At 73.1% G+C, this 25,214-nt stretch carries 24 protein-coding genes and 4 pseudogenes; 10 read left to right on the plus strand and 18 right to left on the minus strand.

Going from position 1 to position 25,214, the window contains the following annotated elements:
- Positions 1-122 precede the first annotated feature (122 nt).
- Positions 123-1,013: a universal stress protein gene (locus HS99_RS01200; protein ID WP_050367016.1), complete on the minus strand. Its 891-nt coding sequence runs from the start codon at positions 1,011-1,013 to the stop codon at positions 123-125.
- A gap of 310 nt (positions 1,014-1,323) precedes the next feature.
- Between HS99_RS01200 and HS99_RS01205 the strand changes: the two genes are divergently transcribed.
- On the plus strand, positions 1,324-1,785 hold the full coding sequence (locus HS99_RS01205; protein WP_046386896.1) for a carboxymuconolactone decarboxylase family protein: 462 nt from the start codon (positions 1,324-1,326) through the stop codon (positions 1,783-1,785).
- A 59-nt stretch (positions 1,786-1,844) separates the two neighbouring features.
- Here HS99_RS01205 and HS99_RS01210 read toward each other — a convergent pair.
- A pseudogene (locus HS99_RS01210) lies at positions 1,845-2,207 on the minus strand (TetR/AcrR family transcriptional regulator); the annotation flags it as partial.
- Here HS99_RS01210 and HS99_RS01215 point away from each other — a divergent pair.
- A pseudogene (locus tag HS99_RS01215) lies at positions 2,203-2,697 on the plus strand (alpha/beta hydrolase fold domain-containing protein); the annotation flags it as partial. The pseudogenes HS99_RS01210 and HS99_RS01215 overlap by 5 nt on opposite strands.
- A gap of 66 nt (positions 2,698-2,763) precedes the next feature.
- Here HS99_RS01215 and HS99_RS01220 read toward each other — a convergent pair.
- The 4 genes from HS99_RS01220 to HS99_RS01235 all read right to left on the minus strand — a co-directional run bounded on the left by HS99_RS01220 (position 2,764) and on the right by HS99_RS01235 (position 4,564).
- Positions 2,764-3,165 carry a DUF2267 domain-containing protein gene (locus HS99_RS01220; RefSeq protein ID WP_030556011.1) on the minus strand — a complete coding sequence of 134 codons (402 nt, stop codon included), beginning with the start codon at positions 3,163-3,165 and terminating at the stop codon, positions 2,764-2,766.
- A 96-nt stretch (positions 3,166-3,261) separates the two neighbouring features.
- Positions 3,262-3,666, minus strand: coding sequence for a DUF2267 domain-containing protein (locus tag HS99_RS01225; protein ID WP_030288866.1), 405 nt, complete (start codon positions 3,664-3,666; stop codon positions 3,262-3,264).
- Positions 3,663-4,010 carry an STAS domain-containing protein gene (locus HS99_RS01230; RefSeq protein WP_046386895.1) on the minus strand — a complete coding sequence of 116 codons (348 nt, stop codon included), beginning with the start codon at positions 4,008-4,010 and terminating at the stop codon, positions 3,663-3,665. Before HS99_RS01230 ends, HS99_RS01225 begins: the two co-directional genes overlap by 4 nt.
- A gap of 119 nt (positions 4,011-4,129) precedes the next feature.
- Complete coding sequence (locus HS99_RS01235; RefSeq protein ID WP_030288862.1) at positions 4,130-4,564, minus strand: Hsp20/alpha crystallin family protein; 435 nt, start codon at positions 4,562-4,564, stop codon at positions 4,130-4,132.
- A 109-nt stretch (positions 4,565-4,673) separates the two neighbouring features.
- Here HS99_RS01235 and HS99_RS01240 point away from each other — a divergent pair.
- Both HS99_RS01240 and HS99_RS01245 read left to right on the plus strand, forming a co-directional pair.
- Positions 4,674-5,340: pseudogene (locus tag HS99_RS01240) on the plus strand (type III effector protein).
- Positions 5,315-5,575, plus strand: coding sequence for a hypothetical protein (locus HS99_RS01245; RefSeq protein ID WP_030288856.1), 261 nt, complete (start codon positions 5,315-5,317; stop codon positions 5,573-5,575). The pseudogene HS99_RS01240 and the gene HS99_RS01245 overlap by 26 nt, the downstream one beginning before the upstream one ends.
- Positions 5,576-5,627: 52 nt before the next feature.
- On the opposite strand, the gene HS99_RS01250 is transcribed toward HS99_RS01245, so the two are convergent.
- Positions 5,628-6,299, minus strand: coding sequence for a TetR/AcrR family transcriptional regulator (locus HS99_RS01250; RefSeq protein WP_030556012.1), 672 nt, complete (start codon positions 6,297-6,299; stop codon positions 5,628-5,630).
- A gap of 98 nt (positions 6,300-6,397) precedes the next feature.
- Between HS99_RS01250 and HS99_RS01255 the strand changes: the two genes are divergently transcribed.
- Positions 6,398-7,849, plus strand: coding sequence for an MFS transporter (locus HS99_RS01255; RefSeq protein ID WP_030556013.1), 1,452 nt, complete (start codon positions 6,398-6,400; stop codon positions 7,847-7,849).
- A complete protein-coding gene (locus tag HS99_RS01260) occupies positions 7,846-8,250 on the plus strand; it encodes a cupin domain-containing protein (protein WP_030288848.1) in 405 nt (134 codons plus the stop codon). The genes HS99_RS01255 and HS99_RS01260 overlap by 4 nt, the downstream gene beginning before the upstream one ends.
- Before the next feature lie 155 nt (positions 8,251-8,405).
- Here the strand turns inward: HS99_RS01260 and HS99_RS01265 are convergent, their stop codons facing one another.
- Positions 8,406-9,104 carry a DUF1444 domain-containing protein gene (locus HS99_RS01265; protein WP_030556014.1) on the minus strand — a complete coding sequence of 233 codons (699 nt, stop codon included), beginning with the start codon at positions 9,102-9,104 and terminating at the stop codon, positions 8,406-8,408.
- Between the two features lie 194 nt (positions 9,105-9,298).
- Here HS99_RS01265 and HS99_RS01270 point away from each other — a divergent pair, with 194 nt between their 5' ends.
- Complete coding sequence (locus tag HS99_RS01270) at positions 9,299-9,658, plus strand: nuclear transport factor 2 family protein (RefSeq protein WP_030288844.1); 360 nt, start codon at positions 9,299-9,301, stop codon at positions 9,656-9,658.
- A gap of 52 nt (positions 9,659-9,710) precedes the next feature.
- Here the strand turns inward: HS99_RS01270 and HS99_RS01275 are convergent, their stop codons facing one another.
- On the minus strand, positions 9,711-9,935 hold the full coding sequence (locus HS99_RS01275; protein WP_030556016.1) for a hypothetical protein: 225 nt from the start codon (positions 9,933-9,935) through the stop codon (positions 9,711-9,713).
- 304 nt (positions 9,936-10,239) lie between these two features.
- Here HS99_RS01275 and HS99_RS01280 point away from each other — a divergent pair, with 304 nt between their 5' ends.
- Together HS99_RS01280 and HS99_RS01285 are read left to right on the plus strand one after the other, a co-directional pair.
- On the plus strand, positions 10,240-12,054 hold the full coding sequence (locus HS99_RS01280) for an alkaline phosphatase family protein (protein WP_030288842.1): 1,815 nt from the start codon (positions 10,240-10,242) through the stop codon (positions 12,052-12,054).
- A gap of 261 nt (positions 12,055-12,315) precedes the next feature.
- A complete protein-coding gene (locus tag HS99_RS01285; RefSeq protein ID WP_030288841.1) occupies positions 12,316-12,576 on the plus strand; it encodes a GlsB/YeaQ/YmgE family stress response membrane protein in 261 nt (86 codons plus the stop codon).
- A gap of 78 nt (positions 12,577-12,654) precedes the next feature.
- Here HS99_RS01285 and HS99_RS01290 read toward each other — a convergent pair whose 3' ends face one another.
- The 4 genes and pseudogenes from HS99_RS01290 to HS99_RS01295 all read right to left on the minus strand — a co-directional run bounded on the left by HS99_RS01290 (position 12,655) and on the right by HS99_RS01295 (position 16,943).
- A complete protein-coding gene (locus HS99_RS01290) occupies positions 12,655-13,002 on the minus strand; it encodes a hypothetical protein (RefSeq protein ID WP_030556019.1) in 348 nt (115 codons plus the stop codon).
- A gap of 8 nt (positions 13,003-13,010) precedes the next feature.
- Positions 13,011-13,115, minus strand: a pseudogene (locus HS99_RS48270) (non-homologous end joining protein Ku); the annotation flags it as partial.
- A gap of 218 nt (positions 13,116-13,333) precedes the next feature.
- Positions 13,334-13,510, minus strand: coding sequence for a hypothetical protein (locus HS99_RS44445; RefSeq protein ID WP_157881866.1), 177 nt, complete (start codon positions 13,508-13,510; stop codon positions 13,334-13,336).
- A 172-nt stretch (positions 13,511-13,682) separates the two neighbouring features.
- Positions 13,683-16,943: a GDSL-type esterase/lipase family protein gene (locus HS99_RS01295; RefSeq protein WP_141763633.1), complete on the minus strand. Its 3,261-nt coding sequence runs from the start codon at positions 16,941-16,943 to the stop codon at positions 13,683-13,685.
- Between the two features lie 261 nt (positions 16,944-17,204).
- On the opposite strand from HS99_RS01295, the gene HS99_RS01300 reads away from it, so the two are divergent.
- Entirely contained in the window at positions 17,205-18,245 is a 1,041-nt protein-coding gene (locus tag HS99_RS01300) for an iron-containing redox enzyme family protein (RefSeq protein WP_030556022.1), read from the plus strand.
- Here the strand turns inward: HS99_RS01300 and HS99_RS40425 are convergent.
- The 5 genes from HS99_RS40425 to HS99_RS01320 all read right to left on the minus strand — a co-directional run bounded on the left by HS99_RS40425 (position 18,198) and on the right by HS99_RS01320 (position 25,212).
- A complete protein-coding gene (locus HS99_RS40425) occupies positions 18,198-18,440 on the minus strand; it encodes a CDGSH iron-sulfur domain-containing protein (RefSeq protein ID WP_078938910.1) in 243 nt (80 codons plus the stop codon). The two genes, HS99_RS01300 and HS99_RS40425, sit on opposite strands and share 48 nt — an antisense overlap.
- A gap of 37 nt (positions 18,441-18,477) precedes the next feature.
- On the minus strand, positions 18,478-19,134 hold the full coding sequence (locus tag HS99_RS01305; RefSeq protein ID WP_030288836.1) for a HemK2/MTQ2 family protein methyltransferase: 657 nt from the start codon (positions 19,132-19,134) through the stop codon (positions 18,478-18,480).
- Positions 19,135-19,290: 156 nt separating this feature from the next.
- The gene (locus HS99_RS01310) at positions 19,291-19,728 is read right to left on the minus strand and encodes a universal stress protein (RefSeq protein ID WP_030556024.1); all 438 of its coding nucleotides are present in this window, start codon (positions 19,726-19,728) and stop codon (positions 19,291-19,293) included.
- A 183-nt stretch (positions 19,729-19,911) separates the two neighbouring features.
- On the minus strand, positions 19,912-21,738 hold the full coding sequence (locus HS99_RS48665; RefSeq protein ID WP_078938909.1) for a putative Ig domain-containing protein: 1,827 nt from the start codon (positions 21,736-21,738) through the stop codon (positions 19,912-19,914).
- 231 nt (positions 21,739-21,969) lie between these two features.
- Entirely contained in the window at positions 21,970-25,212 is a 3,243-nt protein-coding gene (locus HS99_RS01320; RefSeq protein WP_078938653.1) for an amidohydrolase family protein, read from the minus strand.
- Positions 25,213-25,214: the final 2 nt, after the last annotated feature.

Consider the following 25,214-nt stretch of genomic DNA (forward strand, 5'->3'; position numbering starts at 1 on the left):
CGAGGACGGGCCGCCCTGGGCCTGTCGTATCCCCGGGATCCGGCGAGGCATGCGCGTCGTGCGGGGAGACCACCCGTGGAGGTCGTTGCCGAACCCGATCCGCTGCCCGTCGGGCGCGCGGTTCAGCCGTAGGGGACGACGGCGACCGGGCAGTGGACGTGGTGGATCGCGGCGTGGGCGACCGGGCCGAGGTGGTGGTGCCGGAACGGCAGGTGGCGCAGGCGGCGGCCCAGGACCAGGAGCCGAGCCGAGGCCGCCGCGTCGACGAGTTCGACGGCGGGTTTGCCGCGGACCAGGTCGGCGGTCACCTCCACCTCCGGGTACCGGGCCCGCAGGGGTTCCAGGGCCTCGGCGAGGCCGCTCCACTCCACGGATGAGAGCTCGCCCTCCAGCCCGCCGATGGCGCCGTAGGACATGTACTCGCTGCCGGCCGGCGGGGACCAGACGTGGATGACCCGCAGCGGAGCGGAGCGGAGGGCGGCGGCCTGGAAGGCGAAGGCCAGCACGTGCCCGGCGGGGTGGACCAGGTCGATGCCGGCCGTCACGGAGCCGTCCGGCTCGTCCTCCCGGGCACGGACCAGCACCACCGGGCAGGCGGAGCGGCGCAGCACCTCCTGGCTGACCGAGCCGACCAGGAAGCCGCGCAGCGTGCCCAGCCCGCGGGAGCCGAGCACCAGCACGGCGGCGCGGTGCGAGGCTTCCTCCAGGGCCTCCACGGGGTCGGCGGACACGGGGGCGGTGGAGACCGGCACCCCGGGCACCAGGGCGGACAGTGCGGACTCGCGGTCTGCGAGGTGGGCGAGGGCGCGGTGGTACGTCTGGTCGCTGCCGACCACGTCCCGTTTCGGCCAGGGCCAGGCCTCCAGGACCTCGAGCGGGCGGTCGCGGCGCTCTGCCTCGCGGGCGGCCCACTCGGTGGCGGTGAGGCTCTCGGGCGAACCGTCGAAGCCGACGACGACGGGCCCGGTGGAGGTCCCGGGCACGGACGGTCCGGTCGGGGCGGGATCGGTCACGGCGCGCTCCTCAGGTTCCGCGGCGCGGCGAGGCCGTAGCCGGCCCGCCGGGGCCGCCTCGGGTTGCGACCCCAGTATCGGCGGTGGCCGCGTCCGCCACCTCTCGGGGCTCCGACGGCGGACGCGACGCAGGGGCCGAAAAAGATTTCGCGCCGGGCTGTCACACTCCCGCCCCGCGGTCCGTCGGGTCAGTGAAAGCACCGAACAGTCCGAGAGGAACACGACGTTGACCACCCAGCCGACCGCCCAGCCGATCAACCGCCCGATCACCACCCGCCCGATCACCGCCGAGATCCCGCTGCGCCCCCGGATGGCCCAGGACCCGGCGCAGCTGATCCCCGAACTCGCCGAGGTCTCGGCCGCACTGTTCAAGGTCGTCGGCAACCGCTCGATTCCCCGGACCACCATCGGCCTGGTCCAGCTGCGGGCCGGACAGATCGTCGGCAGTACCTACCTGACCGTCCTGCACACCGCATTCCTGCGCAAGGCGGGGGAGTCCGAGGAGCGGATCACCTCGGTGGCCGGCTGGCAGGACTCTCCGTACCTGACCGCCCCCGAGCGCGCGGCCCTCGCCCTGGTCGAGGCCGTGCTCCAGCCCAACCCGCACGGTGAGCGCGTTTCGGACGAGCTGTACGCGCTGGCCGCCGAGCACTACGACGAGAAGGCGCTCGCCACCCTGATGACGGCCATCGGCCAGGTCAACTTCTTCGTGGCGATCGCGCTGATCGCCAAGCCCGTCCCCGGCCGTTCCTTCAGCGAGCCCTGGGCCTGACCAACCCGTGGTGTCGCCCTGGCCCGCCGAGCGGTGCCTCGCTCGGCGGGCCAGGGCCGTCAGGGGATCCGGGCCTCGATGTGGGCGAGTTGGGCGGCGAGGAGCTCCTCGAACGCGGCCCGCCGGTCCGCGCCGAGCGGGCGGACGTCGCGGGCGAAGCGGGCCAGGGCGGGGAAGCGTTCGGGGTCGGCGCCCAGCACGGCGACGCGGAACTGCTCCATCCCTTGTTCGTACTCCTCGGGGGTGACGGTGCTCATTCCGGCCTCCGAGGAGATCAGCGCGGCGAGCAGGACCACGATGCGGTGGTAGCGCGCCGGGACGTCCCGGTCGGGCAGTCCGGACGCGCGCATGGCCTGCAGCAGCTCCTCCATGACCAACCGGGATCCGGTGCCCCCGGACCCGTACCGCCCCCAGATCCCGGCGCGCGTGGCCGTCTTCGGCGAGAGCTGCGGCGCGCTGATCAGCGCCCTGACGGCGATCCGGGCCCGAGGGGCGGGCCCGGAACTCAAGGCGCAGGTGCTGGTCAACCCGCTGGCCGACGTGACCGCCACGATGGACGACCACCCCTCGATCGCCGAGTACGCGTACCACCCGACCCGGGCCCTGCCGCAACTGCGGCTCCTGCGGCGCCTCGCCGTTCCGCAGGGAGGCGACGCCCGTGCGCTCTCGCCGCTGTACGCGGACGACCTGAGCGGGCTGGCCCCGGCGCTCGTGGTGGTGCCCACCCAGGACGCGCTCGCCGATCACGGTCGCCGTTACGCCGAGCGGCTGCGTGCGGCCGGGACGCCCGTGACGCTCTCCGAGTACCGGGGGGCGAGGCACGCGTTCCTCAGCCTCCCGGGGGTGGAACCCCAGGCCCACGCCGCCCGGGCCGAGATCCTCCGGTTCCTCCGTACGGCCCTGGCGGAGTGACGGGGGAGCGGTGCACCCCGCCAGGGGATCCGGCGGCTCGGTGCCGACGGGGGCTGCGGTGACGGCTCAGGCCGGCACCGGGGTCAGGTCGGCGCGGCCGAAGAGCAGGGCCCAGCCGTGGGGGAGCTGGGCGAGGACGCGGTCGGTGAGACGGTCGCCGGCCAGGTCGGAGAGGGCAGCGAGGACGGAGGAGGCGTCCCACCGGGCCGCGGTGAGGCTGGTGCCCAGGACGTCGGCGAGGGCTTCGACGAACGCGGGCGCGCCGACCGGCGCCGGGAGGGGGATCTGGGAGGAGAAGACGGCGCGGGCCCGCTCGGGGAGCACGGAGGCGAGTTCACAGCGTTCGTCGCCGGTGAGCTGTGAGCCGAGCAGGGCCAGGACCGCGTCGAGGACGCGCTCGGCCTCCTCTTCACCGGGGTAGCGGCCGAGGGTGCGGACCTGCTGGATCAGGCGGCGGTGCCGGGTCATGGCGATGGCCTTCCGGGGCGCGGGCCGCCGCGAGCGCGGCGGCCCGTAACGGCGGTCAGGGGACGGCGGTCGAAGGGCGGGCGGAAGGGGGGCGGTTCAGGAGCGTCGGACGGCGTCGGGCCGGCCGAACAGGACGTCGTAGCCGGGCGGCAGCTGGAGCAGGACCTGCTCCATGAGCTGGTCGTCGGCCGCGTCGGCGACCGTGGACAGGACGGCGCCGATGTCCCACAGGGCGGTGGCCTCGGTGGCGCCTTCTATCCAGGCGGCGGTGGCGCGCACGAACCGTTCGGGACTGAGCGGTTCGGCGGCCTGGAGGGGGTTGAGCAGGACCAGGGCGAGGGTTTCGGGCAACCGGGCGGCGAGGCGGGTGCGCACGTCGCCGACCAGGTGAGCGCCGAGCAGGGCCAGGACCACGCGGGCGCAGCGCTCGGCCTCCTCGGGTGTGCTGTACTCGCCGCGTTCCCGGACCTGGTCGAGGAACGCTTCCCAACGGATCGTCACCGTGCTCTCCCTCCTTCGGGATCGGGGACGAACGGGTTCCGGTTCGTCGTCGGCCGGGTCGCGGGGGCCAGCCGGCGGCCGAGGCCGGTGAGCTTGAGGATTCGGTCCACGGGGCGGCCGATGCCACGCAGGACGAGGCGCCGGCCGCTGCGGTCGGCCTGGTTCCGGGCTCTGACCAGGACACCCAGGCCCGAGCAGTCCATGAACGTCACCTCCGAGAGGTCGAGCACCACCTCCTGGTGCTCCACCAGCGCGCGGGACAGCTCTCGCTGCAGGTGTGGGGCGGTGTCGAAGTCGATCTCGCCGCACGCCGTCACCACGAACGGGGTCACCTGGGTGGTCATGGGACTGCTCGCTGTCCGTCCGGCCCGCCGTCGCGGGCAGGGGGTGGTGCCGGGGGCCGGGGGTCCCGTGCCGCTCCGCCGGGGGGATCCGGGCGGCACGGGACGGCCTCGGGAAGGGGTCAGGCCTGGATCTGCTTACGGCTGTCGCTGTGGCCGATGGCGATCTTGCGGGGCTTGGCCTTCTCGGCCACCGGGATCCTCAGGGTCAGCACGCCGGAGTCGTAGTCGGCGGTGATCCCCTCCGGGTCGAGGGTGTCGGAGAGCATGACCTGGCGGGAGAAGACCCCGAGCGGGCGCTCGGACAGCTCCCACTTCACGCCCTCGCCCTCCTGGCGCGGACGGCGCTCGGCCTTGACGGTCAGCATGTTCCGTTCGACGTCGATGTCGATCGCCTGCGGGTCCACCCCGGGCAGGTCGAAGCAGATCACGTACTCGTCGCCGGTGCGGTACGCGTCCAGCGGCATCGGGGTCGGCCGCGACCAGGTGCCGGTCGTGTTGAGGAACTGCTGGGTCAGCCGGTCCAGCTCGCGGAACGGGTCAGTGCGCATCAGCATCGCGAAACACCTCCACTGATCGATGGGTGCCAGTGCGCTTCACCTGACACCGTTGTAGCACGTCGTCCTTTCGATGACAAACGCTGGATGTCGTCGATAGAATGACGTCATGAGTACGAAGCCGTCGAAGCCCGCGCCCGGCTCCGAGCCGGTCTCCTTCCTCGCCGCCGCGTCGGCGCTCGCCGCCATCGACGACGCGGTCCGCACAGCCCGTGCGGCCTCTCCCGTACCCGAGGACACCCAGGAGGACGGCGCCGGGCAGGCGCTGGCCGCCCTGGTGCTGCTGCGCGAGTTGCGCGCCCGGCTCGCGGACTGGGAGGCCCCGCTGGTCGAGGCGGCCCGGGCCGGCGGCGCGACCTGGGCCGACCTCGCCCGCCCGATGGGCGTCGCGAGCCGCCAGGCCGCCGAGAACCGTTACCTGCGCCTGCGCCCTACCGGCGCGCCCGCCGCCGGGGAGACCGGAGCGGAGCGGCTCAAGGCCGTGCGCGACCGCCGGGCCGCCGACCGCGCCGTGAGCGCCTGGGCCCGCGACCACGCCGCGGGCCTGCGCGTGCTGGCCGCCCAGATCACCGCCCGGGCCACGCCCGGCCGCGGGGCCCGCGGCTGAGGCGCTCACCACCGCGCTCGGCGCCGCCGACCCGGCCGACCTGATAGCGCCCCTGGCCGACATGCGGCCGCACCTCGCCGCCGCCCACCCCGACCTCGCCACCCGCCTGGACGACCTGACCCGCGAGACCGACCGCCTCCGCCATGACAGCGATCAACGACGCGCCTGAGATCCGCCGGACGGGTCCTGAGCCCCCGGCCGCGGGCCAGGACCGCTGGCAGCACATCGAAGAACGGCTCTCCGCCCTGGAACGCCGGATCCGGGAGCACGGCGGCGCGGCCCTGACCGCGATCGACGCCTGTCTGGCCCGGATCGACGCCCTCCGCCACGATCTCGCCACTCAGCCCTGGCCCCCGACGAGCCCCGAACCCCCGGGCGGACCCGCCCGCAACAGGCCCGACTAGGGTGTCAACCCCCCCGGCCCGCCGAGCCCTTCGCTCGGCGGGCCGGTTCCGTTCAGTGCGCGGCGAGCAGGCCCGCCACCAGGGCGCGGAGCCCGTCCCGGTAGGTGTCCTGGGCGGTCAACGGCTCCCAGCGGTCCGCGACCTGCGCCAGGCGCGGGTACTCGTCGGCGTCGAGGCCGGCGAAGACCTGCTCGCGGTACGTCGGCCGGTCGTTCCCGGCGCGGCGGCGGGCCGCCGTGGTGCGGACCACGATCTCCCCGGCGGTGTAGTACCAGATCGCGCGGTAGCCCTGCACGGCGCGCTCCAACGACAGGCCGCAGTCGACCAGTCCGTCGACGAGCTGCTCGACGAACCACAGGGCGTGGGTGGACATCAGGTCGTCGGCGGTCAGCACCTCGACGATCCATGGGCAGGCGCAGAGCGCCTCGTGGATCGCCGCGGCCGCGGCGACGACCCGTTCGCGCGGCTCGGACGGCAGCTCGGTCGGGCGCAGCGTCCGGGCGGCGTGGTCGTCCAGCAGCAGGACGAGCAACTCCTCCTTGTTGCGGACGTGGTGGTAGAGCGCCATCGGCGTGCTGCCGACCTCGGAGGCCAGGCGGCGCATGGTGAGCCGCTCGACGCCCTCCTCGGTCACGATCCGGCGGGCCGTGTCGACGACCTCCTCCCGGGAGATGCGGGGAGGTCGGCCGGTGGCCTTGCGCGGGGCGGGGGAGGGCTGCTGCATGAGCCCATCATCTCCCGTGCCCTTTCCGGGCCTCTCCCGCGTGTCTCCGTCTCTTCCGGGCCTCGACAGGGCAGGGACTCCCGGGCTACTTTCCTTACATGTATAAAAACTCGCGAGGCCGCCCCGGCCTGGTGCTCGCGGCGGTCACCGTCGCGCAATTCGTCTTCGCCCTGGACATGTCGGTGGTCAACGTCGCCCTGCCCGCGATCCGCGGCGCGCTGGGATTCGCGCCGCTCGACCTCTCCTGGGTCGTCCACGTCTACGCCCTCACCTTCGGCGGGCTCCTGCTGCTCGGCGGCCGGGCCGGCGACCTGTACGGCCGGCGGTGGTTGTTCCGACTCGGCCTGGCCGTCTTCGGACTGTGCTCGCTCGCGGGCGGCCTGGCTCAGCAGCCCTGGCAGCTGGTCGCCGCCCGTGCCGGGCAGGGCATCGGCGCCGCGGCGGCCGCCCCGGCCGCGCTCGCGATGCTCACAACCACCTTCACCGAGGGCCCCCGGCGGGTCCGCGCCCTCGGCGTGTGGAGCGCGGCGAACGCGGCCGGGGGAGCGCTGGGCGTCCTGGTCGGCGGACTGCTGACCGAGTACGCGAGCTGGCGCTGGGTGATGCTGGTCAATCTGCCGATCGTCGCGGCGGCGCTGGTGCTGCTCCCCACGGGCACGGCGGACGGGGCGCAGCCCGTACGGCGGGAACGGCTGGACGTGATCGGAGCCGTGCTGGCGACCGGGGGAGTCGGGCTGCTGGTGTTCGGCGTCGTGCGCACCGACGCCCGGGGTTGGGGATCCCCGGCCACCCTGGGCACGCTCGCCGTCGCGGTCGCCCTGCTGGCCGCCTTCGTGCTCGTCGAAGTCCGTTCCGCCGCACCGCTGTTGCGACTGGGCCTGCTTCGCAGCCGCTGGGTCGCCGGGGCCAACGTGCTGGTGTTCCTGGCCGCGGCCGGGCAGTTCGCGGCCTTCTACTTCGTCTCGCTCTACCTGCAGCAGGTGCTCGGTCTGGGCGCCGCTGCCACCGGCGCCGCCTTCCTGCCCTTCTCCGCCGGGCTGGTCGCGGGCACCGTCGTGGCGACGCGGATCACCGCGCGCCGCGGCCCACGGGCCGCGCTCGTGCCGGGAGCCGTCCTGGCCGCGGCGGGTCTCGGCTGGTTCGCCCTGATCAGCCCCGACGGCGGCTTCCTCAGCGATGTGCTCGGCCCGTCCGTGGTCACCAGCATCGGCGCCGGGCTCGTCCTGGCCCCGGTCGCCGCGGCCGCGACCACCGGCATCGCGCCCCGGGAGGCCGGTGCGGCCTCCGGGCTGCTCAACAGCTCGCGTCAACTCGGCGGCTGCGTCGGCCTGGCGGTGCTGGCCACTGTCGCCGCCCACGCCACCGGCACGGCCACCGACCCGGGCGCCCTCAGCCACGGCTACGCCCTGGGCCTGGCCGCCGGCGCCGTCCTCTTCGCCCTGGCGGCGGTGGTCGCGGCCACCGTGCTGCCCCGCCGCCGTCCGGCCGTGCCGGAATCCCGGCCGGTCACCATCCGCTCCGAGAAGCCGCTGGAAGGAACCCGCTCATGATCACGACCCCGATCGCCGCCGTCGACCTCTTCGCCTCGGCGCTGCACATCCACCCCGACGGCGACGTCCGGGCCACCGAGCGCCGGATGACCGGCGGCGACGCCGACGCCTGGCAGATCGCGACCTTCCACGTGGAGACCGATGCCGACGTCCACGCCGACCACTGGGAGATGCACCCTGCGGCGGAGGAAGCGGTCTGCTGCCTGGCCGGTGGCGTCCGCGTCCACTTCCGCCCGGTCGAGCCCGGCGCCGCCGAGGAGATGGTGCGGCTGCCGGCCGGCACCGCCGTGGTCGTCCCGCGCGGCCGCTGGCACCGACTGGAACTCGACGCCCCCAGCGACCTGATGTCGATCACCCTGCGCCACGGAACCCGCCTGGAGCGCCGCCCCGAGGAACACTGACGCCGCCTGTCGCGGGCAGAGCAGTACACCCGGAGGACCCCTGGTCCTTCGGGCGTACCGCTCGGCGGCCACCGAACACGTGGGACCGAGTGGCCCCCACCGGCGCTCCGGCGCCGGCGGAGCAGACGGCCGGCCGGGTCGGACGGCGGGGCGGGTCAGGCGGCGGGGAGGCTGTTGGCCATCTCCCGGAATTCGGCGGACGGCCGCATCATGCCGTTGTCGCCGACGTTCAGGTTCTCCAGCCAGCCGTTCCGGTACCAGAAGATCGACGAGGTCAGCGGGGCCGGGTCCTTGATCTGGAGCTGCTTCGACAAGTCGATCATGAAGCGGATCGCGTTCAGCGACGAGGCGCTGCGGATCGGCGCCGCGCAGAACGCGTTGCTCGTCGGCAGGGTGACCAGGGCGCCGTGGGGCAACTCCGTCCCGCCCAGGGCGTTCTCCAGGCGCAGGGCCTGCGCGGCGCCGGGCCACGCTCCCGTTCCGTTGACGGCGTACAGGACGTCACCGTTGGTGGCGTTGAAGGACTGCCGGTTGAGCTGCTCGGTGGCCAGGTTGGCGAAGGCCCGCTCCCAGAGCTCGGCCCGGCTGATGCTCCACTGGTCGGCGGCGTGCTCGGCTATCGACAGCGCCTCGGTGGTCCCGCCCCGCTTCCCGCCGTTGACGCACATCACGACCGACAGCTCGTCGTCGATCTGCCGGGCCATGGGGTCGGGACCCAGGCCGCGGGTCGGGGTGATCAGGAGCCGCAGGCGGTCCCGGGCCTCGAAGACCGAGATCCCCGCCAGGGCCCTGCACGGACCGTGCTCGTCGCACAGCGGTTTGGGAAGGTTCTTGCGGTTGCCGAACAGCGGCATGGAGGGCCCCCGGGTCGGTGCGGTGGACGGGTCAAGGTCACAGCATCCCACCGGAGTTCGCCGCCGTCCCGGCGATCACGTGATTTTCGTAGTACTACGCGTTCAACCAGGTGAAGGGGCCACTGGTCGACCAGAGGTGACCGGATGGTGGAAACACCGGCGGCCACCGGGTGGTTGTCGTACCGTCCTGGGCCATGGATCACGACTTCGCCACCCGCTTCGCCCAGGACTGGGCCGCCGCCTGGAACTCCCACGACCTGGAGCGGATCCTCGCCCACTACACCGAGGACGTCGTCTTCGCCTCGCCCCGGATCGTCGAGCTGGTCGGCGACCCGACGGGTGAGGTGCGCGGCAAGGAGGCCCTGCGCGTCTACTGGGCCAAGGGCCTGCGGCACCTGCCCGATCTGCACTTCACCGTCGAGGACGTCCTGGTCTCCGTCGACACGCTCGTCATCAACTACCGCAACGAGCGCGGTCGGGCCGTCGCCGAGGTGCTCACCTTCCGTGACGGCCTGGTCTGCCGCGGCTTCGGCGCCTACGGGCCGCAGATCTGAGGCGCGGCGGAGCGCCCCGGGGCGACACCGCTCCGGGGCGCTCCGCGCACGGTCACTCCCAGGCGACGAAGTGGTCGTTGAACTCCCCGCCGACGCAGAACTCGCGACGGGTGCGGATGTCGGCGGCCACGAAGCCGCGGCCCTCCTCGCACTGCAGGGCGGTGACGGGCGGGTCGAGGTGCCGGACGTGCTCGATGGCGAAGGCCGGGACGCCGCCCAGCGCGAACGCGGCAGCGGCCAGGACGGCCACGGTGGTGAGGCGTTGGGTAACGGTCATGTCCGATCCAACGAGGCTGCGCCGGCCCCGGTCACCGTCGGTCACCTCCCCGGACGCCCGCCCGCGTGACGGCCCCGCCGGAACCGGCGCCGCGCCGCCCGCACGAGGGGCGACCTCGACGCATCGTCACGGCACAGCTCCGCGCCGGAAACGGCAGAGCGCTGCGTGAAGTTGTCTGACCAAGTTCGATCGCTGTTCGCCCGCGCGCCCTTCCCCGGGCCACGCCGAACCGGTATCTGTGTCCCGCCGTGGTGCACACCACGGCAACCACCCTCACGCAACCAACGGGACGAGGTACCCCCTCATGCGACTGCGCTGGAGCCCCCTCGGCGGGCTGCTCGCCACCCTCCCGCTCGTCGGCGCCCTGGTCGTCGGTGCACCGACCACCGCACGGGCGGCGGTCGGCAGCGGCAACCTGATCGTCAACGGCGACGCCGAGGCCGGCGGTTACTGCACCAACGACTGGAGCGCCGCCACCACCGTCCCCGGCTGGACGACCGAGGCCGGCGGCGTCGACGTCATGTGCTCCTCGGTCGGCTCCTTCGGCCTGCCGAAGGACGGCAACACGCCCGGCAAGGCCTTCTTCGGGCCGGGCAACTTCGGCGACGGCTCGATGACCCAGACGGTCGACGTCTCCTCCGCGGCTACCGCGATCGACGGCGCCGGCGTGCACTACAACCTCGCCGGCTGGCTGGGCGGTTGGACCACCTACGGCGGCTACGTCGCGGTCGCCCTGCACTTCCAGGACGCCAACGGCAGGCCGCTCGGCCCGACCGCCAAGCTGCCGACCGTCTCCGCGACCGACCGCGGCCTGAGCACCGAGTTCCTCTCCCGCACCGCCACCGGCGCCGTCCCGGCCGGGACCAGGTCGATCCAGGTCGAGGTGCAGTTCCTGTCCTCCACGAACGAGACCGGCTACCTGGACAACCTCTCGCTCACCCTCGACACGCCGGTCGCCGCGCCCGCGCCGCTCACCCCGCCCGCCTCCCAGGTGCCGGGCTACGACCACGTGTTCACCGTCATGATGGAGAACACCGACTACTCCCAGATCATGAACGACCCGGCGGACACCCCGTACATCCACAGCCTGATGTCCCAGGGCGCCACCCTCACCGACGCCCACGGCGTCTACCACCCCAGCGACGAGAACTACCTCGCCGTCGCGGGCGGCGACACCTACACCAAGGGCGCCACCTACTGGCCCAACATCAACTCCCCGCAGCGCAACCTCGGCGACACCGTCGAGGACGCGGGCAAGACCTGGAAGGCCTACGAGCAGGGCATGGGCACGCCCTGCAACACCAACAAGAACAACGACAGCTACTACATGCCCGACGACGCGCCCTTCATCAACTACACCGACATCAGCGGCAATCCGTCCCGCTGCGCGGCCCACCTGTTCGACACCACCCAGCTGACCACCGACCTCAAGTCGGCCGCCACCACGCCGAACTTCTCCTGGATCGCCGCCGACGACTACTACGACGGCGAAGCCTCCGGCAACGGCAGCGCCACCAGCCTGAGGACCCAGGACGGCTGGCTGCAGCAGACCCTCGCCCCGGTGCTGTCCTCCCCGGCCTGGACCCAGCAGCGCTCGCTGCTGCTCCTGACCTGGGACGAGAGCCAGAACGAGGGCTACAACCACCTCGCCACCGTCGTCGTCGGCTCCCAGGGCACCGTCCCGGCCGGGACCAGCAGCCCGCTGCACTACGACCACTACGGCATCGGCCGCACCATCGAGTCGGCCCTCGGCCTGCCCGGCCTCACCGCCAACGACACCTACGCGACGCCGCTGAACGCCGCCTTCGCGCCGTCCACCGCGACCGGTCCGACGCTGACCGGCGACCTGAGCGCGGTGGCCAACGGCGGCAACGTCACCCTGCGCTACGGCCTCCCGAACGCCTCCCAGGCCGGCCCGAAGAACTGGATCGGCCTCTACCCGGCGGGCGTCACCCCCGGATCCCGGTCCGCGCTCACCTGGTCCTACACACCCAACCAGAGCGGCGCCGTCACCTTCGCCACCGGAAAGCTCAGCGGCGCGGGCCGCTACGACGCGTACTACCTGGCCAACGACGGCTACTCCGTACTGGCCGGACCGTTCACCGTGACCGTCGGCTGACGGCGGCGGGCGGGGCCCGCGCCGTGCGGGCCCCGCCCGGGGGCGCGGTCCCGAGGAGGTCACAGCCCCAACTCGCGCATCCCGGCCACCGGCAGCTCCCACCCCGGGATCCGGCCACCCCGGAGGCCGCCCCTCCGCCTACCGCGGCGGGATCCTTCGCCGGGCCGGGGGGCCGGACCGCTGCGGTGCCGGGCATGAACGCCCAACGGCGGGGCACACGAGGGGCGTTGCGGAAGGTCGAGAACGAGCGGGAGGAAAGACGTGACGATTCTGTGGGCCCTGATCGCGGGACTGGTGGTGGGCGTGCTGGCGAAGCTCGTCCTGCCCGGCCGTCAGCCCGTGCCGCTGTGGCTGACCGTCCTCGTCGGCGTGGCCGGAGCGGTGCTCGGCAATGCCGCGGCCTCCTACTTCGGTGTGCGGCACACCGCCGGGATCGACTGGATCCGGCACCTGATGCAGGTCGGCGTGGCGGCGGTGCTGATCGCCCTGGTGTCGCCTGCCTACGCGGGCCGGCGCCGCTGAGTCGCCGTACGGCTTCCGGGGAGCCCGCGGGTGGTCGCGAGCGTCCGGCCACCGCCGCGGCCGCTGTCGGGCGGCGGGTCAGGACGCCTTGCGGCGCGACCGTCCCGCGTGCTCCAGGGCCTCCTGGAGCTCGTCGCGCGTCATGGTGGAGCGGTGCGGGATGTCGAGGTCGGTGGCCCGCTGGTAGCGCTCGGCCTTGGTGAGCCCGGACAGCTGCGGCTTGCCGGTGGCGCCGCCGGTGGCGCCGGCCCGCTTGCTGCTCCTGGCCGTGCCGCCCTTGGCGGCGGTGCTCTTCTTGCCGCCGGTCGGCTTGGGGGAGCGGCCGGCGCGGGCGGCCTGGGACCGGTCGGCGCGCCGCCCCTTCTCGGGCGCGTCGGCCGGTTCTCCCTTGCGGGCGGTTTCCAGGCTGCGGCGCAGCGCGTCCATCAGGTCGGCAACTGGTGGAAGTGCACGTCGTGGGACTGCGTCGCGGTGTACAGCGCGACCGGCACGGTGACCAGGCCGAAGGTGGGCACTCCGGTCCACATGGGTCGGGCCATGACGGGCTCCCTTCGCCCTGCCGCGCCCGCCGGCCGGTGCGCGGGCTGGTCATGGCCAGCGTCGCCGGGTGCCCGGCTCCGCGCACGCGGTGTTGGGCCGACGGGCGCCGCCGCCCTGCTGGGCCCCGCTCGGAGGCGAAGCGACGACGCCCTACCGGGCGCTTGGCCAGCCGTGGACCCGCCCAAACCCCGCAAGTCCTGGCGAGGAGGTGTGCGCGTCAGCCGGCCGGGCCGCTGCGGCCGCCGTGACCGCTCGCCTCCAGCTGCCGTAGCCGATCGGCCGCCTCCCTCCCGGGCGCTCCGTCGTGTTCGTCGATCACCCGGCCGGGGGCCGCCAGGATGCGGGCGGCGGCCACCACTACGCACGTCTTGCCCGGATCGATCTCGATGCCCATCGCAACGTCGTCACCAATGCCGAACCCCGGCCGTGGTTCGACAAGACCTGAGCTCCGTCTCACGGCGATTCGAGCTGCCGGGACGCGAAGTCCCAGGGTGTCTCGGACGTGTGCTGAGTGAGGAGGCGGTGAGGCGTTCACCCACCGCCTCCTCACTGGAGTGCGGCCCCTGTTACCCGGCCGCCCCGACCAGCGCGCGCGGGGCCTGGATCAGGGCGGAGGGCGGTGCGCCCTTCTTCGGGTCCGTCGGGGCCGGCGTCTGGGCTGTGGCCGACGGCTTTGGTGCGATCACGCAGTTGGACTTGCCGGATTCCGCTTCGCCGTTGATGGCGGTGACGCAGAATTCGTAGTTCCAGACGCCGGGGACGAGGAAGGCGATGCCCCGGCTGGTCTCGTTGGTGATGTACTCGTCGGCCTTGAACCCGCTGCCGTCGTGCTTGGACCCGCTGTCGTCGTTGACGTTACGGATCCAGACGCGGTAACCGGCGGCCCACAGGGACCCGTTCCATGACAGCTGGACGGTAGTGGCGTCGGTGGAGGTGACCTTCAGACCGGTGGGTGCCGGAGGTGTGCCGGCCCCGACGGTGACGGATCGGGCGACGCCCGGCATGCCGCCACCGGCGGCGTTCCAGGTGGCGACCGCGACGAGGTAATGGTGGGCCGGCTTCAGCCCGTCGATATGCACCGAATTTCCCCTGACCGCAGTGCTGTTGAGGAACGCGCCGGGGGTGTCCCTGTCCCAGGTGGTGATCTCGTACCGGTCGATCGTGTCGGTGTACGGGCCGGTCGCCGCGTCCCAGGACACGTCGACGCCGGTGGCGGTGGCCCGGGTGACGATTCCCTTGGGGGCCGCGGCGGTTTTCGGGTGCGCGACACCACCGACCGTGTGGGACCACTCGGACTTCCCGTCCTCACCGTTGTCGGTACGGACCTGGTATTCCCACTCCCAGCCGTCGAGGGTCCAGGTGGTGTCGAAGCGGGCCGCTTTGACCGGTGTCTCGTCCCAGGTGCCGGAGCCCTTGATCCGGTGCCGGACGGTGTATCCGTGGGCGCCGAAGACCGGCTCCCAGGTCAGGGTGATGCCGCTCGGGCCGGTGCCGATCTCGACCGGGTCCGGCGCGGGCGTCGGCCGGTTCGGGATGTGGGTGGGGATGTCGATGAGCTCGCTGCCGAGGCCGTAGCTGTTGTGCAAGGTGCGCACGAACGCCTGGGCGATCTGGTACTCGCCCAGGGCGTTGGGGTGCAGCCCGTCGTAGCCGGCAGGGCAGTCATGCGTGTCGCAGCTGTAGTTGCCGGCCCAGTCGACCAGGGCAACGCGGGACTTGTCGTTGTTCCACGACGGGATCGCGGCCGCGAGCATGCTGTTGTACTTGGTGGTGTTGACGGGCAGGTCGTCCCGGCCGCCGATGGACGTCCGCTGGGGAACGTTGGCCAGGGCGAAGTTGAGGTCCGGTTTGGCGGCGCGGGCCTGGTCGACCAGCGTCCGCATACTGTCCAGCGTGCCTTCCGGGCCGCTGACGAACCAGCCCATGTCGTTGAAGCCGAGCCCGACCAGGAGCAGGTCGGGCTGGTACTTCGCCACCTGCTCGGCGATCAGCGTCTTGTCCTGCGCCGCCTGCCGGCCCCAGACCGAGAAGTGGTGGGAGTCGAAGTCCTTCGCGACCCCGGGGGCATACGCGCCCGAGGTGACGGGAGCGCTCTGAGCCGGTGGCGGGGCTTCCCCCTGCAACGGCGGCACGGGCGGGGGCTTGGGGGATTCCTGAGGACGGGTTCCCTGGTACGGACCGACGAACTCGACGTCGATGTGCTCCTTCTTGAACCATTCCCAAAGGCGGTAGCGCCAGGTCCAGTCACCTTCGTAGCCCTGGCTCATCGAATCGCCCACCACCATCACCTTCAGTGGCGCCTTCCCGTCGCCGGCTCGTGGTTCGGGGACCCAGTCCATGACGAGGGCCCAGCGGATGGCGTCCTGGAACGCCTCGGCGATCTTCTTGTTGCCGGAGTCGTTCGGCGTCAGGCCGTCACCGGACAGGTCCTCGGTGGTCATGGCGTCGGTGTCGGCCAGGACGACGTGCCGGCCTGCGCTCTGCCAGGCGTCGACCATCTTGCGGATCTCGGCGTTGTAGGCGGTGATCCGGTCCTGGACGGCGGGGTCGGTGGCGGGACCCAGGGTGGCGAGTGCCACGACCGTGCCCGGGTTGTCCTTCTCGATCTGGTCGACCAGGTCCTTCAGCCGCTGCGCGGCGCCGTCCTGCTTGCCGTCCCGCATGTCGTACGTGCCGGCCTGCAGCGTCACGATGTTGGGCCGGTACTTCGGCAGGGCGGTCGTGGACCGCTTGGCGATGGCGCTGATCTGCTCGCCGGGAGCGCCCTCGTAGGAGGGGTCCCCCTTCTGCCCCGTCGAGCCGGAGCCGACGAAGTCCACCGGTACGTCCCGCTTCTTGGAGACGATCGAGATCAGGGCCAAGAGCGAGCCGGCCAGGGTGGCGCCGTAGCCGATCTTCTCGGCGGTGCCGATGGTCGAGTCGCCCAGCGGCATCACCTTCAGCTCCGGCGGTTCCGCCGCCGCGCGCATGCCGTTCCACCACACGGGGTAGTGGTCGCTGCTGCCTGCGTTCATACGGCTCGCGGTGGCGTCGCCGGCGTTCCCGTCGGAACTGACGAAGTAGTCCAGTTCATTGCGCTCGTGGGTGGGAAGTCCGGAGTTGTAGACGCGGGCGCCGATCGGGAAGGTGCCGCGGCGTTGCAGCGTCCGCGGGTCGACGTTGAAATCGCCGCCGGCCGTCCAGCGGTACTGCGCGCCCCAGGAGCGGACGGAGTCGCGGATCGCCGTCAGCAGGGTGTTGGAGTCACCGCCGCCGCCCGACAGGCCGTGCACGTTGAAGTACCAGTCGTCTCCGAACCGGACGCCCAGCGCGGCCCGGCCCCGCTCTAGCGGGTTGGTGACGACGCGTACCTCGTCGGGCTGGTCATGGGTGATGGTCGCCAGGTTCACCCGGCCGCCTTGGCCCCGGCCGCCGTTGTCGTCGGTCTGGATGAAGAAGACGTGGTACGGGCTGGGCTGCAGCCGGCTAGTGAGCGGTTGCCAGGTCGAGTGCCGGACGGTGTCACCGTCCGCGGTGGTGACGTCCGGCTGTTGGGTGGCGTGGCTCGGGCCCTGGGGCCCGGCTTCCTGGATCAGGACGATCTCGGCGGACCTGGCGTAGCCCTGAACCTGCGAGGACCACTTGCTGGCCGTCCCGTCGCCCTCGCCCTGGATGTTGTTGGTGATGATCGACGTCTCCCGTAACGGCGCCGCGGCGGCGGGGGAAGCCCCTGGTGCCACGACGAGTGCCGTACCCAGAATCGACAGCGTTACCAGTGCCGCCCTGGATCTGGTCACCAGACGCAGCCGGGCCAGTGCACGGGTGAGGTGTTCCTTTAATACGTTCACCACAGCAAGGTTAATGGACTATACATCTATGTGGTACGAATCAACTCTTCGTTCCGAGAGCGCAGTTCATCGACCTTCTCCCGCGCGGCAGCCTCTCGCCGCTCGAGTTCCTCCAGTCACGACACCCCCCGGGAGTCAGGGCCGTGAGAGGCGGTTTCCACACGAATGGTGGACGAGACTCGCTCGGAACGTTAGGAACCGCGCACTCCGGGAACCCGCCCTGGGCGGACCAGGAGGGTTTCGCGGTGAGGAGGAGGCGGCATGGAGGGGCGCGACGAACGCGCGACGGGCGGCCTGCCGAGTCCCCGGGGACCGCTGTCGGCGGCGGTGCTCGGGCTGGTGACCGCCGGGCCGCCCGGTGCGGGGCGGCTGCTCGCGCCGGTCGCCCCGCTCTCCGACCCGTGGGGTGAGGACCACCAGCTGGCGCTGTACCTGTGCTACGAGCTGCACGACCGGGGCCTGCCCGGCGTCCACCCCGGCTGGGAGTGGGAACCCGAACTGCTGGCCCTGCGGCGGGAGTTGGAGCGCCCGTTCCTCGCGGCGGTGCGCGCCGAGGTCGAGCCGGTGCCGTCGCTGTCCGAGGTGCAGGAACAGCTGCTGACCGAGCCGGTCGAGGGCACCGGGCCGTCGTACTTCCTGCTGGGGCAGGGCGAGCGCCGCCACGCCCGGGAGTACCTGGTGCACCGGTCGGTCTACCACCTCAAGGAGGCGGACCCGCAGCTGTGGGCGCTGCCCAGGGTGCACGGGCCCGCACAGGCGGTGCTGATGTCGATCGCCTACGACGAGTACGGCGCCGGGCGCCCGGAACGGGCCCACGCCGCGCTGTTCGCCCGGATGATGGCCGCCTTCGGCCTCGATCCCCGCTACGGGCACTACCTCGACCTGATCCCCGCACCGGCGCTGGCGATGGTCAACCTGATGATGCTGTTCGGCCTGCACCGGGCACTGCGGTACGCGGCGGTCGGGCACTTCGCCGCCGTCGAGATCACCTCCTCGCCCGGCTCGGCCCGGCTGGCCACCGCCCTGGAGCGGCTGGGCGGCGGCCCGGACGGCGTGCTGTTCTACCGCGAACACGTCGAGGCGGACGCCGTCCACGAGCAGCTGGTGCGCCGCGGCGTGATCGGCGAACTGGTGGACGCCGAGCCCGGGGCGGCACCGGACATCGCCTTCGGGATCGCCGCCGCCGATGCCCTGGACCGGCGCCTCGGGGACCACCTGGTGGAGTCCTGGCAGCAGGGACGGACGTCCCTGCGCTCACCCCTCCCCGGCGACGGGTTCCTCCCCGTCGGCAACCCGCTCTGAACCGGCAGGTTCAACCCGCTCTGAACCGGCAGGTTTCGGCGCCCCCCGCCGGGGCCCGCCGTGCCGCCGGTGGCTGGTGTCGCAGAACGGATACGTCCGGCTTCGCCGACAGGCGCACAGCGCCACCACAGGGCGCTCGGACACCCGGCGCGAGCCGTCCGGCAGGACGACCTCCACCGGTCCCTCGACCAGCATCGGGCCGCCCGGCACGACCGTCACCCGGGTGGTGCGGTCAGTGCTCCCGGACACCGCGCACCACCACCAGCTCCTCCTCGCGCTCGCCCGGCCGGATCAGCCCCAGCTGCTCGAACAGGGCGGCGCGGGCCGTCAGCACCGGCCCGAAGGGCTGCCGCCGCCGCGCCGCCACGCCCGCGCGCAGTCCCGCGCGGCGCATGGCCGCCAGCGTGGCCGGGACGTCCGCGAGCGCGGACTGCACCACCAGCAGCACACCGCCCGAGGCCAGCACGCGGGGGGCCGTACGGCAGATCCGGTCCAGGACCAGCCGCCCGTCCGCTCCGGCGTCCCAGGCCAGGGCCGCGCCGCGTCCGGGGGAGCGGATGCCGGAGGCGGTGGGGACGTACGGGGGATTGGCGGTGACCAGGTCGAAGCGCCGGCCGGTCACCGGGACCAGCAGGTCGCCGCGCCGCAGCCTGATCCGCCGGCGGTGCAGCCGGGTGTTGCACCAGGCGGTGACGACCGCGCGGGCGGACAGGTCCACCGCCGTGACCCGGGCGCCGCTGCGCGCCGCCACCAGCGCGACGGCGCCCGTTCCGGTGCACAGGTCGAGCACCCGGCTGGAGTCGTCGAGGGATTCCCGGCGCACGCAGTCGGCAAGGAGCGCGGTGTCGCCCTGGGGCGGATAGACACCCGGCGGTCGGATCAAGAGCATGGGGAGCGGCTTCCCCGGAAGCCGCCGTCCACACCCGCCCCGGCCCCCGGTTCCGTGTCGCCCGGATGCCCGCGCCGGTCCGCCGGTAGGGCCCGGATACGCTTCCGTCCGCACCGCAGCGCCTCGGTCACTGCGCGTACACGACGGCGCCCCGGCTCACTGGGCGCGAACGATGACCACCGGGCAGGTCGCGTGCTGCGCACAGCGGGTGCTTACCGAGCCGAGCAGCGCCCGGGTGAAGCCGCCGCGCCCGTGGCTGCCCACCACCAGCAGTTCGGCGCCCTTGGCCGCGTCCAGCAGGACGTCGGAGGCGTCGCCCATGACCATGGTCCGGCGGACCTGCACCGGGCAGTCCGTACCGAGCACCTCGCCCAGCTCATCGGCGAACTTCCGCTCGGCGAGTTCCTGGTCGAAGGTGGCGTCGACCACCGGCGCCGACCACCCGAAGTGGCTCGGCGGCTCCCACGCCCCGACCGCGTCCACCACCCCGCCGAGCATCGCGGCGTGCCGGACCGCCCAGCGCAGCGCGGCGCGCGACGGCTGGGAGCCGTCGACGCCGACCACGACACGGGGCAGGGAGTCGTTCGCGTTCATCGGTACCGTCCTGGGGTGGTGGCCATCGCTCCTCCCCACCACGGTGCGGACCGCCCGCCGTCACCGCCAGTACGGCCCGGCACCCGGGTGACCACAGCCAGGTGCAGGTGGTCGGTACCGGCCCCCCGGGGCAGGCCGATGGGGCCGCAGCCGGGCTGCGGCCCCGTCGGGGATCCGGGGTCGTCAGGAGGCGTTGAGGGCGGTGTCGTCGAGGACGAAGCTGGTCTGCAGGGAGGAGTCCTCGGTGCCGGTGAACTTGATGGTCACCGACTGGCCGGCGAAGGCCGACAGGTCGTAGGTGTGCAGGGTGTAGCCGTTGGCCGCGTTCACGTTGGAGAAGGTGGCCAGGGTGGTGGAGTTGGCCTGGACGGTGAGCTTGTCGTAGGCCGTGCTGCCGGTCTCCGCCGTGTCGACGTGCAGCGAGAAGGAGAAGCCGGCCTTGCAGCCGGCCGGGACGGTGACGGTCTGGCTCAGGGTGTCGGTGTGGGTGGTGCCGTAGCCGTCGAGCCAGGCCTTCCAGCTGCCGGAGTGGGCGGCCTCGCTGGAGGAGTTGTCGATGACGCCGTTGCTCGCGGTCCACGGCGAGGCGGTGCCGGTCTCGAAGCCGGGGTTGCCGAGCAGTTGGCCGCCGCCGGTGCAGGTGCCGCCGCCGGAGCCGGCGATGCTCCAGGTGAAGGAGGCGGAGCCGGAGGCGCCGGTGGTGTCCTTGGCGGTGACCGTGACGTTGCTGCTGCCCGCGGTGGTCGGGGTGCCGGAGATCAGGCCGGACGAGGAGTTGATCGACAGTCCGGCGGGCAGACCGGTGGCCGAGTAGGTCAGGCTCTGGCCGGAGGCCGAGTCACTGGCGTGGATCTGCAGGCTGGTGGCGGTGCCGACGGTGCCGCTCTGGTTACCGGGGCCGGTGACCGTGACGGTGTTGCCGCCGCTGCTGCCGCCCGCCGTGAAGGCGGTCAGGCCGTTCGGGGTGCCGAGGCCGGTCGGGCCGTCGTAGCCGGCGCCGGCGGTGCACAGGTAGCTCGGGGAGCAGCTGCCGTTGGCACCGCTGGTCACGTCGTTCAGCGAACTGGCGTGCTGGTACGGGCACTTGGCGGGGACGTCGCCCGCGCCCGGGGTGCCGGCGTCGGCGTAGACGGCGGCGATGATCGGGGAGGAGGCGCTGGTGCCGCCGTAGACGGCCCAGCCGGAGCCGCCGTAGGTCTGGTAGACGGCGACGCCGGTGGCCGGGTCGGCGACCGCCGACACGTCCGCGATGGTGCGGTTGGCGCAGCCGCTGTCGGTCTGCCAGCTGGGCTTGGGGTCGTAGGCGGAGCAGCCGGAGCCGGCGCCCTGGCCGCCGGAGCTGGAGCCCCAGACGCTCTCGCTCCAGCCACGGGCGCTGGAGTCGCGGGTCAGCGAGGTGCCGCCGACCGCGATGACGTACTGGGAGCCGGCCGGGTACTGCGCGCCGTAGCCGGAGTCTCCCGAGGAGGCGGTGATCGCCACGCCGGGGTGGTTGAAGTACTGGCTGTCCGAGGAGGTGTCGGTGGAGTCCTCGGCGCCGCCGTAGCTGTTGGAGACGAACTTGGCGCCCTGGGCGACGGCCTGGTTGGCCGAGGCGCCGAGGTCGGCCATGGTCGCGGAGTTGGCCTCGACCAGCAGGATGTGGGCGTTCGGGGCGATGGCGGAGACCATGTCGAGGTCGAGGGAGATCTCGCCCGCCCAGCCGGTGTCGGAGGCCGGGTAGCCGCTGCCGCCGTTCTGGTCGATCTTCTTGAAGCACCCGTTGGCCGTGGTGCACGCCGGCTGCCCGTACTGCGTGCGGTAGGTCGCCAGGTCGGACTCGGCGTTGGGGTCGTCCATCGCGTCGACGATGGCGACGGTCTGCCCGGCGCCGCCGTTGGCAGGCAGGCGGTAGGCGCCCTGCAGGTCGCCAGGGCCGAAGCCGGACGGCGTCGCGTCCGGCGAGACGGCGTTGAGCGAGAAGGCGTGCGGCTGGACGACGTCGGTGCGCTGCAGGGCGTCGCAGGCCATCTGGTGACGGTCGGTCGGCTTGGCACAAGGCCGATGTCCGGGCCATGACCGAGGCTTGACCGGGCGGGATGTCGCCACTGGCGCCGTACCGCCGCCGCCTCCGCTGAGCGGCGGTTCACCTCGCACACGGAACGGCCGAGGCCGGTGGGGGCCTCGGCCGTTGCGGGCGGTGCGGCGCGGGGGCTGGAGGGCGGGCGGTCGTGGACGAACGCCGTGGGCGGGTGGTGGCCGCTAGAGGGCGCAGCAGCCGTCGCGGCGCAGGGCCTGACCGACGGCGTGCCAGTCCTCTCCGGAGACCGACGGCCGGGCTGGGTGCGGAGCCCGGGGCCCGTTGCCGACCAGGTCCGCGCGTCGGTGCACGATGCCGTCCCGCATCACCCAGGAGGTGCGGGCCAGGTCCGCGAAGTCGTGGAACGGATCCCCGTCCACCACCGTCAGGTCCGCGAGCTTGCCCTCCTCCACCGTGCCGAGGTCGTCGGCCAGTCCGAACAGTCGGGTGGGCGTCACCGTGGCCGTGCGCAGCGCCTGGGCAGGGGACAGGTCCGCGTACCGGACCAGGGCGCGCAGCCCCAGGTGGACCTGGAGGCCGACGGGGGTCAGCGGGGAGTCCGTTCCCAGGGCAAGGGCACCGCCGTCCGCGATGATCCTCCGGTAGACGTCCATCTCCGTCCGGACGGCGCGGCGCTGGCCCGGGGTGGCGGCCGTCTGCGCCTGGTGCTGCACACCGGCGGCGTCCCAGGGCGGCATCAGCGCTGTTACCCGGGAGTCCTCGGCCAGCGACGGGTCGTCGCCGAGCAGGTAGAACGCGGAGAACGGGGTGATGACGATCGCGAACGACCCGCCGCGGTAGATCTCGTGGACGTCCTGGTAGGCGCGCCCGGTCGGCGAGACCACCCGGCTGTACTCCTGCCGCTGGGTGGCCGACAGATGGGTGGTGAGGTCCTGCCCGACCTGCACCCCGGGCGTCAGGAGGTGGCTGCCCGCGGGCACTCCGAGGCGCTCGTGCGCGGTCCTGGCTGCCTGCGCCATGATCCAGGCGGGCGCGCGCACATAGGTCTTGACGAAGTCGTAGTCCAGCGCCTCGGCGCGCTCCAGGCTGCGCCGCACCCCGTCGGCGGTGCGGTGGGCGCGGCCCATGCTGTACGCCACCCGGCTGCCGTCCAGCAGTTCGCCGGTGGTCAGGAAGCGCGGGCCGTCCATCACCCCGGCGTCGACCGACTCGCGGATGCGCGCCTGCTCGTAGGCGAAACCGCCCAGTGAGGCGGTGCCGGTGATCCCGTAGGCGAGCAGCAGGCGGGACTCGCGACCGCCGTAGGTGTTCTGGTACGGGTGGGTGTGGGAGTCCCACAGGCCCGGCAGGACGGTGCAGCCGGTGGCGTCGACCAGCCGCTCCCCGGCCCGGCGCGCGCCCGAGCGGTGCGGTTCGACCGCGGTGACGCGATTGCCGGTGACGACGATGTCGACGTCCTCGCGGACGTTCTCGCCGGTGCCGTCCCACAGCCTGGCGGCGTGGATCCGGGTGACGTCCGAGCGCGGCGGCAGGGCGCGGGCGGTGCGCAGCGGAACGGCCACGGTGCGCCGGTCGGCCCCGTCGCGGCCGATCAACTGCAGCTTCCCGTCGGTGAGATGGAGTAGCCGGGCGGAGTCACCCGACCAGGACGGGTGGTCGGCGGCCTCGTCGGTGAGCCGCCGGGGTTCGCCCGTGGGCGTGCCGTCCGGGGCGACCGGCAGCACCCACAGCGCGGACTCCACGACCAGCGCCAGCCAGCGGCCGTCGGGCGACCAGACCGGGCCGCTGTCGCAGCGGTCGGCGACCGAGGTGTCCGGCAGCGGCAGGAAGGACTTCGAGGAGCCGTCCCGGGTGTCGATCACCCGGATGACGTTGTAGCCCTCGCGGAAGCGGTGGTTGAGGCGGTTGCGGTCGCAGAGCGCGAGGTAGCGGCCGTCGGGGGACCAACTTGGCCTGCCGGGAAGGCCGTTGCCGCCGAGGGGCGTCACGAGGCGGTGCTCGGCGCCGGTGGCGGGGTCGACCAGGAGGAGGTTGCCCAGGACGTCCTGGCAGGCCAGCCGGGTGCCGTCCGGGGAGAGCGCCGGGTTGAACCGGCCTCCGCGGGCGAGGACGGTGTCGGTGCCGTCGTCCAGCGTCAGTCGGTGCACGGCGCCCAGGCCGTCGCCGTCGGTGTCCCCGCCGGTGTCTCCGCCGGTGTCCCCGTCGTGGACGTACAGCACGCTGCGGCCGTCCCGGCTCCAGGACGGCATCTGCACGTAGTGGGCGGGGGAGGCCTGGAACAGCTTGCGCGGCCGGCCGCCGATCGGCAGCAGCCACAGGGCGTTGAGCGCGCAGAAGACCACCGAGCGCCCGTCCGGCGAGAGCGCGGGCAGGTGGATGCCGCGCACGTCCCGCTCGGCGGTGGAGTCGAAGTCCCGCACCTTGCGCCGGTATTGGAGCCGGGGCGCCTCCTGCCGGGCGGTGAACGGGACTTCTTTGGCGGTGGCCAGGTCGGGGGAGCGGTCGGTGATCCGGCCGTTCGCGAAGTAGACGAGCCCGCCGTCGGGGGTCCAGCAGGGCGGCAGCGGTGAGACGTCCTCGTCGCCCGAGACCACGGTGCCGTCGACGGCCAGGGAGGCGCTCGCCGCCAGGTAGGAGGTGGCGGCGGAGGAGTCGCCGATCCACACGTACGCCAGCCGGCCGTCCCGGGCGACCACCGGACAGGTCACCGTGCCGCTGTCCACGGTGCGTTCGACCCGTACCGGCCCGCCGGCGGCCGGTACGGAGGCGATGGTCCGGGCGCCGGAGGCGTCCGAGCGGACGAAGAGGACCCGTTCGCCGTCCGGGTGCCAGGAGGGGTCGTAGTCCTCGACGCCCGGTTGGTCGGTCAGCCGGGTCAGCCGGCCGGTGGCGAGCTCCACCGTCCACACGTCGTACGAGCTGCCGGACACCGCGTCACCCGCGCGCTCGGAGGAGAAGGCGAGGCGGCGCCCGTCCGGGGACCAGGACACCCCGCGGTCGTCCCACGAGCCGCTGGTCACCTGGCGCAGGTTCGACCCGTCGGGCGCCATGGCCCAGAGGTGGAAGCCGCCGTCCTGGTAGGCGCAGAAGGCCACGGTCGACCCGTCCGGCGACCATACCGGGCGGGTCGGCTCCAGCCCGGGAGCGGTCAGCGCGGTCGCGGTTCCGCCGTGGCGCGACAGGCCCCACAGGACGCCCTGGACCTCGATGATCATCCGCTCGCCGCCGGGGGAGAGGGTCACGGCCGCGTTGGTGCCGGCCGTGAACTCCAGCACCCTCGACGGCCGTGCGGCCGGGGCGTCCGCGGACGCTGCCGCTGCCGTTGCCGTCGTGGCGGCCGGTCCGAGTGCCGCTCCGGCGCCCGCGAGCGCGGCCGCCCCGATGAACCCGCGCCGGCTCAACTCCCTTGCGCTGAATCCCTGTCCGCTGGACTCCCGCTCGTGCCCGTCCCGGAGAAACGACACAC

Source organism: Kitasatospora aureofaciens, assembly GCF_001188955.3.
GTDB classification, from domain to species: Bacteria; Actinomycetota; Actinomycetes; order Streptomycetales; family Streptomycetaceae; genus Kitasatospora; species Kitasatospora aureofaciens.